This window comes from Burkholderia sp. KCJ3K979, from assembly GCF_016759955.1.
Classification (GTDB): domain Bacteria; phylum Pseudomonadota; class Gammaproteobacteria; order Burkholderiales; family Burkholderiaceae; genus Burkholderia; species Burkholderia orbicola.
Genome location: NZ_JACFYV010000313.1, coordinates 1 through 5,918, shown reverse-complemented (window position 1 = coordinate 5,918; position 5,918 = coordinate 1). Strand labels below are relative to the sequence as shown.

Below are 5,918 nucleotides of genomic sequence, written 5' to 3'. Positions count from 1 at the left end.
TCGAGGATGCCGCCGGCCATGCCGATGCCCGCGTTGTTGATCACGACGTCCGCGCCGCCGAGTTCGCTGCCGACCCATGCCGCGAGCGCTTCCATCTCGTCGGCGGACCCGACGTCGACGCGTTTCGCATGGGCCTGGGCGCCGGTCAGCCCGATCAGCAGCGCGGTGCGCTCGGCGCTCGCGAGATCGATGTCGCAGGCGACGACCGTTGCGCCTTCGCGTGCGAAGGCCAGCGCCGCGCAGCGGCCGATCCCGCTGCCCGCGCCGGTGACGACCGCGACCTTGCCGCTGAAGCGTCCGCTGGTGGCGCGACGGCGCGCGTTCGCGAGCGCGGGCGGTTCGTCGCCGGATTCGACCGCGTCGATCAACTGCCCGGCGAGCGCCGCGAAGCGCGCGGGATCGGCGAGCGGCAGCCAGTGGCCGGCCGCGACTTCGCGGCGGTAGTACTGCGGCACCCAGCGCGACAGGTTCTCGGACAGCGCGGGGCTCACGTATTTGTCGCCGAGCGGCACGATCGTCTGCACCGGTGCGTGCGCGTAGCGTTCGCGCGGCGCGAACAGGCAGCGGATGAAGTTCGCGCGATAGAGCCGTACGCCGTGTGCGCCGTCGTCGGCCTGGGTCGGGCGCGGCGCGGCGGGCGTTTTCTCGAGCCGGCGCAGCAGGCCCGGCCACGCGCGGCCGAGCCACAGTCGCCAGCCGAGCTCCGGGATGAACGGCAGGTGGAACAGATAGACGTACCACGAACGCACGAGCTGGCCGCCGAGCTTCGCCAGCGACGCGGGCGTCGGGCGCAGCACGCGTTCGCGCAGCCAGAAGCCGACGTGGTCGAGGCACGGCCCCGAGCACGACGTATACGACGCGATGCGGCCGGCCAGGCGCGGGTCGGTGACGAATTCCCAGCCCTGGATCGAGCCCCAGTCGTGCGCGACCAGATGCACGGCGCGGCCGGGGCAGAGCGCATCGATCACCGCGACGAAATCGTCGGTCAGCTTCGCGAGATGGTAGTCGGCCGTGCGCGTCGGCACGCCCGACAAGCCCGCGCCGCGTACGTCGTACGCGATCACGTAATGCCGGCGCGCGAGCAGCGGCGCGACGTGCTGCCAGACGCTGCTGTCGTCGGGATAACCGTGTACCAGCACGACCGGCGAGCGGGCCGGGTCGCCCCAGGTCCGGACCGCGAGCGTCAGCTCGCCGGAGGCGACCGCCGTTTCGCTGTGAACCGATTCGAACAGGGCCAGCGGCGCTTCGTCGGAAAGAGGCTGCATCGTGAGTCCGTCGTTCAGGGAGTCGGGAGGTGGGTGGTTCGTCAGGCGGCGGCCGACAAGGTCGACGCAGGCTGCGCGCGCTCGGCCTGGCGGCGCTGCCAGCGGCGCACGTGCGGCAGATCCTCGTCGAGCCAGTACGCGTCGTCATCGGTGATCACGAGCAGCTCCTCGAATTTCGCGCCGACGCCGGCGAAGCCGAGATGCGGCTCGACGGCCCACAGGCCCGGCACCGGCGCATGCTCGGAGCGGCGGTCGATCGACCACAGCGGCGACCAGCCCTGCTGTTTCGCCGCGCGGCCCTGGTCGAGCAGCAGGTTGCGCGTCGCGTTCAGCCCGAAGCGCGCGACGAAGCGCGGCTTCGACAGCTTGTGGATCTTCGCGACGCGATGCGCGAGCACCTTGAACGGATAGGCCTTGTGGCGCGGCTCGACGCCCTGGCGGCGGCACAGCGCGTCGACTTCCTGCGCGACTTCCGCCATCGGCCGGCGCGCCTTCACGAGCCGCACGATCATGTCGCGATGGTCCATCAGGTCGTCCTGCAACTGCTCGAGGATCGGGTTGCGGCCCAGGCAGTGCGCGTAGCCGACGTCGGCGACGATGCCGTCGAGCACCGGCGCGACATCCAGGATCACCGGCATGTCGGTTTCGAGCTGGCGGTTGCTCGGGAAGAACGCGAGATTGAAGCCGCCCATGTGCTTGAGGCCGGAGAAGCCCTCGAACGCGGTGCGGTCGCCGAACCACGCGAACGGCTTGTGCAGCCAGTCGTGCACGCCGTTGTCTTGCAGCCATTCGGTCAGGAGGCGAGCGGCCTCCTTCTCGGTGATGCCGGGGTAGAGCATCGCGCCGACGGTTTCGACGCAGCGGTAGGCCAGTTGCTGGACCGCGCGGAATTGCGGCAGCTCGTCGAGGTGGACTTCCGGCAGCGGATGGTGGGCGGTCATGATGCGTCTCCATGTGTCGGCCCGCGTTTGCGTCTCGGCGTAGGGCGGGTCCTGGGCAAGGCTTGGGGTGCTGATCTGGATGCATCCGCCGGCGTCCATCGCCATACGGCTTATTCAGTCAGCATTTAATGTGTCATTGAGTAATGTAATGATCATAGCCGGTTCGCGGTCGCGCGCCAGCCCTTGGAGATGAGGACTTCTCCTAATGAAGGGCCGAAATGGAGGGGAAGCTCTAGATTTCAGGCGCTCGGGGCGGGATGGGCGTTGCTTGTCCGTGCGTCCCCAGCGGGGAAGTCGACGGGATCGCCAGGCAAGGCTTCCGCACGGCCCGGCATGTCGCGCCGGATCAACTCCCCGTCGCGTCGCGGCGGGACGCTGTCAAATTGCCGAAATAATTTCGTCACATCATCCGCCCCGATTCGAAGCCTTTGCGGCTTCGCGAGGCCGGCGTGCCGCGCGTCGCGCGGGGCAGCGACCGAAGCCGATTCGGCATTTCAACGGAGAGACCATGCAACGCCGCCAGTTCATGAACACCCTTGCCGCGGCGACCGCTGCGACGCCGCTGATGCTCAAGGCCGGCATCGCCGGCGCGAAGAGCGCAACCGCCCCGGACGCGCTGGACCCCGGCCGCTGGTCGCCGTTCAACGCCGCGCGCCTGCAGGCGGTGCTCGACCAGCATGGCGTCGCGAGCGCCCGCTACGACGGAAAGCGCCGCCCGTATGCGGTGTTCGACTGGGACAACACGTGCATCATGAACGACTGCGAAGAGGCGTTGCTGATGTACCAGATCAACCATCTGCAGTACAAGCTGACGCCGGACGAATTCGTCGCCGTGATGTGGAAGGACGTGCCGAAGGGCGCGTTCATGAAGGACTACACGACCGTCGACGGCAAGCCGGTGACGATGGAGGACCTCGCGGCCGACGTCGAGTCCGACTACCGCTGGCTCCATGCGAACTACCAGGGCCTCGGCGGCGACAAGAGCCTCGACGAGATTCGTGACACCGATCAGTTCAAGGATTTCCGCGCGAAGCTGTACTTCATGTACGACGCGATCTGCGACACGCATCCGCTCGAAGTCGGCTACAAGTGGATCATCTACTTCTACCAGAACATGACGACCGCCGAGCTGCAGGCGATGGCGCAAGCGTCGAACAACTACGGGATCGGCGACGCGTTGCGCAAGGTCCGCTACGAAAGCCCGAAGGCGCTGCCGGGCAAGGCCGGCGTGGTGGCCGATACGCATTTCCACGGCATCCGCATTCACGAGGAAATCCGCGCGGTGATGCACACGCTGCGGGCGAACGGCATCGACGTGTACGTGAGCACTGCGTCGCTCGACGACGTCGTGCGCGTGTTCGCCGGCAATCCTGACTATGGCTACGGCGTGCCGCCCGAGAACGTGATCGGCTTGCGTCTCGACATGCAGGACGGCAAGTACACGAGCACCTATCCGGTCGGCTGGCATTTCAACTGGGGGCCCGGCAAGACGGTGGGCATCCGCAACGTGCTCGCGTCGAAGAAGGGCTACGGCCCGCTGCTGGTGTTCGGCGACAGCGACGGCGATGCGTGGATGCTGCGCGATTTCAAGGACACCGCGGCCGGCGTGATCGTCAACCGGATGAAGAAGGGCGAGATCGGCGCCGACAGCAAGCTCGCGGCCGAACAGATCGGCAACCCGGACGCGCGTTTCCTGCTGCAGGGCCGCGACGAGCACACGGGGCTGATGATTCCGGACGAGAAGTCGATCAAGTACGGCAAGGCCGAGCGCAAGCTGCTGGCCTGACGCGGGCGGGCGCGGGCCGCCGGGCGCCGGTCGCAGCTCCCGCGCTCATCGACATCGGCCCGGGGCGTCTTGCGGGACGGCGCACGCGCGTCTCAAGGCTCGCGCGACGGGCCCAACCGATCCAGCAACGCCCCCAGCAGATCGACCGGCAGCGGAAACACGATCGTCGAATTCTTGTCCGCCGCGATCGTCGTCAGCGTCTGCAGATAGCGCAACTGCATCGCCTGCGGCTGCAGCGCGAGCCGCTGCGCGGCCTGCAGCAGTTTCTCCGACGCCTGCAATTCGCCTTCCGCATGAATCACCTTCGCGCGCCGCTCGCGCTCGGCTTCGGCCTGCCGTGCGATCGCGCGGATCATCGTCTCGTTCAGGTCGACGTGCTTGATCTCGACCGTCGATACCTTGATCCCCCACGCATCGGTCTGCGCGTCGAGCGTCTTCTGGATGTCCGCGTTCAATTGTTCGCGCTCGGCGAGCAGCGCGTCGAGTTCGTGCTTGCCGAGCACCGCGCGCAGCGTCGTCTGCGCGAGCTGGCTCGTCGCCTCGAAGAAGCGCGCGACCTGGATCACGGCCTTTTCCGGATCGACGACGCGGAAATACACGACCGCATTGACCTTCACCGACACGTTGTCGCGCGTGATCACGTCCTGCGCCGGCACGTCGAACACGACGGTGCGCAGGTCGATCCGCACGACCTGCTGGACGATCGGGATGATCAGCACCAGCCCCGGCCCCTTCACTTTCCAGAACCGGCCGAGCATGAACACGACACCGCGCTCGTACTCGCGAAAGATGCGGATCGACGACGCGACGAGCACCACGACGAAGACGATGAGGACGCTGCTGAAGCCGAACGTGTAACCGATCATGAAGGTTCTCCCTGCGGATGGGCGGGTGCGGGCACGTCGTAGAGCGGCGCGACCGTCAGCGTCAGCCCGTGGCGACCGGTGACGCGCACGCGGCAGCCGGCGGCCAGCGGCGTGCTGCTCGCCACGCGCCAGCGCTCGCCGTGCACGCGCGCCCAGCCGGCGGCCGACGAGGGTGCGCCGGCCGCGCCTGGCGGCTGGTCCGGCTGCAGGCCGTCGTCGAGTACTTCGCCGATGCTGCCGAGCATCGCCTCGGCGCCCGTCACGACCGGGCGCTGCCGTGCGCGCAGCGCGACGCTCGACACGCCCGCGACGAGCAGCCCGCCGCCGAGCGCGAGGCTCGCGATCACGGGCCATGGAATCCCGTAGCCGGGCACGTCGGTGTCGATCAGCATCAGCGCGCCGATCGTGAACGCGACGATGCCGCCGAACCCCAGCACGCCGAAGGTCGGCAGGAACGCCTCCGCGACGAGGCAGCCGAGCCCGAGCAGCACGAGGCCGAGGCCCGCATAGCTGACCGGCAGCAACTGCATCGCGAACAGCCCGACCAGCAGGCAGATCGTGCCGGCGACGCCCGGCAGCACGAAACCGGGGTTCGCGAATTCGAAGAAGAGGCCGTAGATGCCGATCGTCAGCAGGATCAGCGCGACGTTCGGATCGGCGATGATCGCGAGGAACCGGCTGCGCCAGTCGGGCGCGAGCACGACGAGCGGCGCGTGCGCGGTCGCGAGATGCAGCGTGCCGGCGGTCGTCGTCACCGCGCGGCCGTCGAGCTGGCGCGCGAGATCGGCCGGGTCCTGCGCGATCAGGTCGACCACATGCTGCGCGCGCGCCTCGTTTGCCGACAGGCTCACGGCCTCGCGCACCGCGCGCTCGGCCCATTCGGCATTGCGCCCGCGCAACTGCGCGAGGCCGCGGATGTAAGCGGATGCATCCTGCATCGCCTTGCGGATCTCGGTCGATTGCGTGTCGGTCGGCAGCGCGGCCGCCGCGCCAGGCGTATCCGAGGCACCCGATGCACCGGTCGGCCGCGGCGCAGCCGGATTCGCGCCCGGCGGTGCGG

At 68.6% G+C, this 5,918-nt stretch carries 5 protein-coding genes; 1 reads left to right on the top strand and 4 read right to left on the bottom strand.

Annotation, left to right across the window (positions count from 1 at the left end):
* Both H3O04_RS33425 and H3O04_RS33420 read right to left on the bottom strand, forming a co-directional pair.
* Positions 1-1,265, bottom strand: a 1,265-nt coding sequence (locus tag H3O04_RS33425; RefSeq protein WP_202589318.1) for an SDR family oxidoreductase, incomplete at its 3' end; no start/stop codon positions are given.
* 41 nt (positions 1,266-1,306) lie between these two features.
* A complete protein-coding gene (locus H3O04_RS33420) occupies positions 1,307-2,206 on the bottom strand; it encodes a M24 family metallopeptidase (protein ID WP_185921176.1) in 900 nt (299 codons plus the stop codon).
* A gap of 508 nt (positions 2,207-2,714) precedes the next feature.
* Between H3O04_RS33420 and H3O04_RS33415 the strand changes: the two genes are divergently transcribed.
* The gene (locus tag H3O04_RS33415; RefSeq protein WP_202589317.1) at positions 2,715-3,992 is read left to right on the top strand and encodes an HAD family hydrolase; all 1,278 of its coding nucleotides are present in this window, start codon (positions 2,715-2,717) and stop codon (positions 3,990-3,992) included.
* A gap of 92 nt (positions 3,993-4,084) precedes the next feature.
* Here the strand turns inward: H3O04_RS33415 and H3O04_RS33410 are convergent, their stop codons facing one another.
* On the bottom strand, positions 4,085-4,858 hold the full coding sequence (locus H3O04_RS33410) for a slipin family protein (RefSeq protein ID WP_034175199.1): 774 nt from the start codon (positions 4,856-4,858) through the stop codon (positions 4,085-4,087).
* On the bottom strand, positions 4,855-5,918 hold a 1,064-nt coding region (locus tag H3O04_RS33405), incomplete at its 5' end, for an NfeD family protein (protein ID WP_202589316.1). The genes H3O04_RS33410 and H3O04_RS33405, both read right to left, overlap by 4 nt.

What these genes read in the sequence shown, in the direction of transcription:
- H3O04_RS33420 (WP_185921176.1), bottom strand. Translation starts at nt 2,206, where the DNA reads ATGACCGCCCACCATCCGCTGCCGGAAGTCCACCTCGACGAGCTGCCG.
- H3O04_RS33415 (WP_202589317.1), top strand. Translation starts at nt 2,715, where the DNA reads ATGCAACGCCGCCAGTTCATGAACACCCTTGCCGCGGCGACCGCTGCG.
- H3O04_RS33410 (WP_034175199.1), bottom strand. Translation starts at nt 4,858, where the DNA reads ATGATCGGTTACACGTTCGGCTTCAGCAGCGTCCTCATCGTCTTCGTC.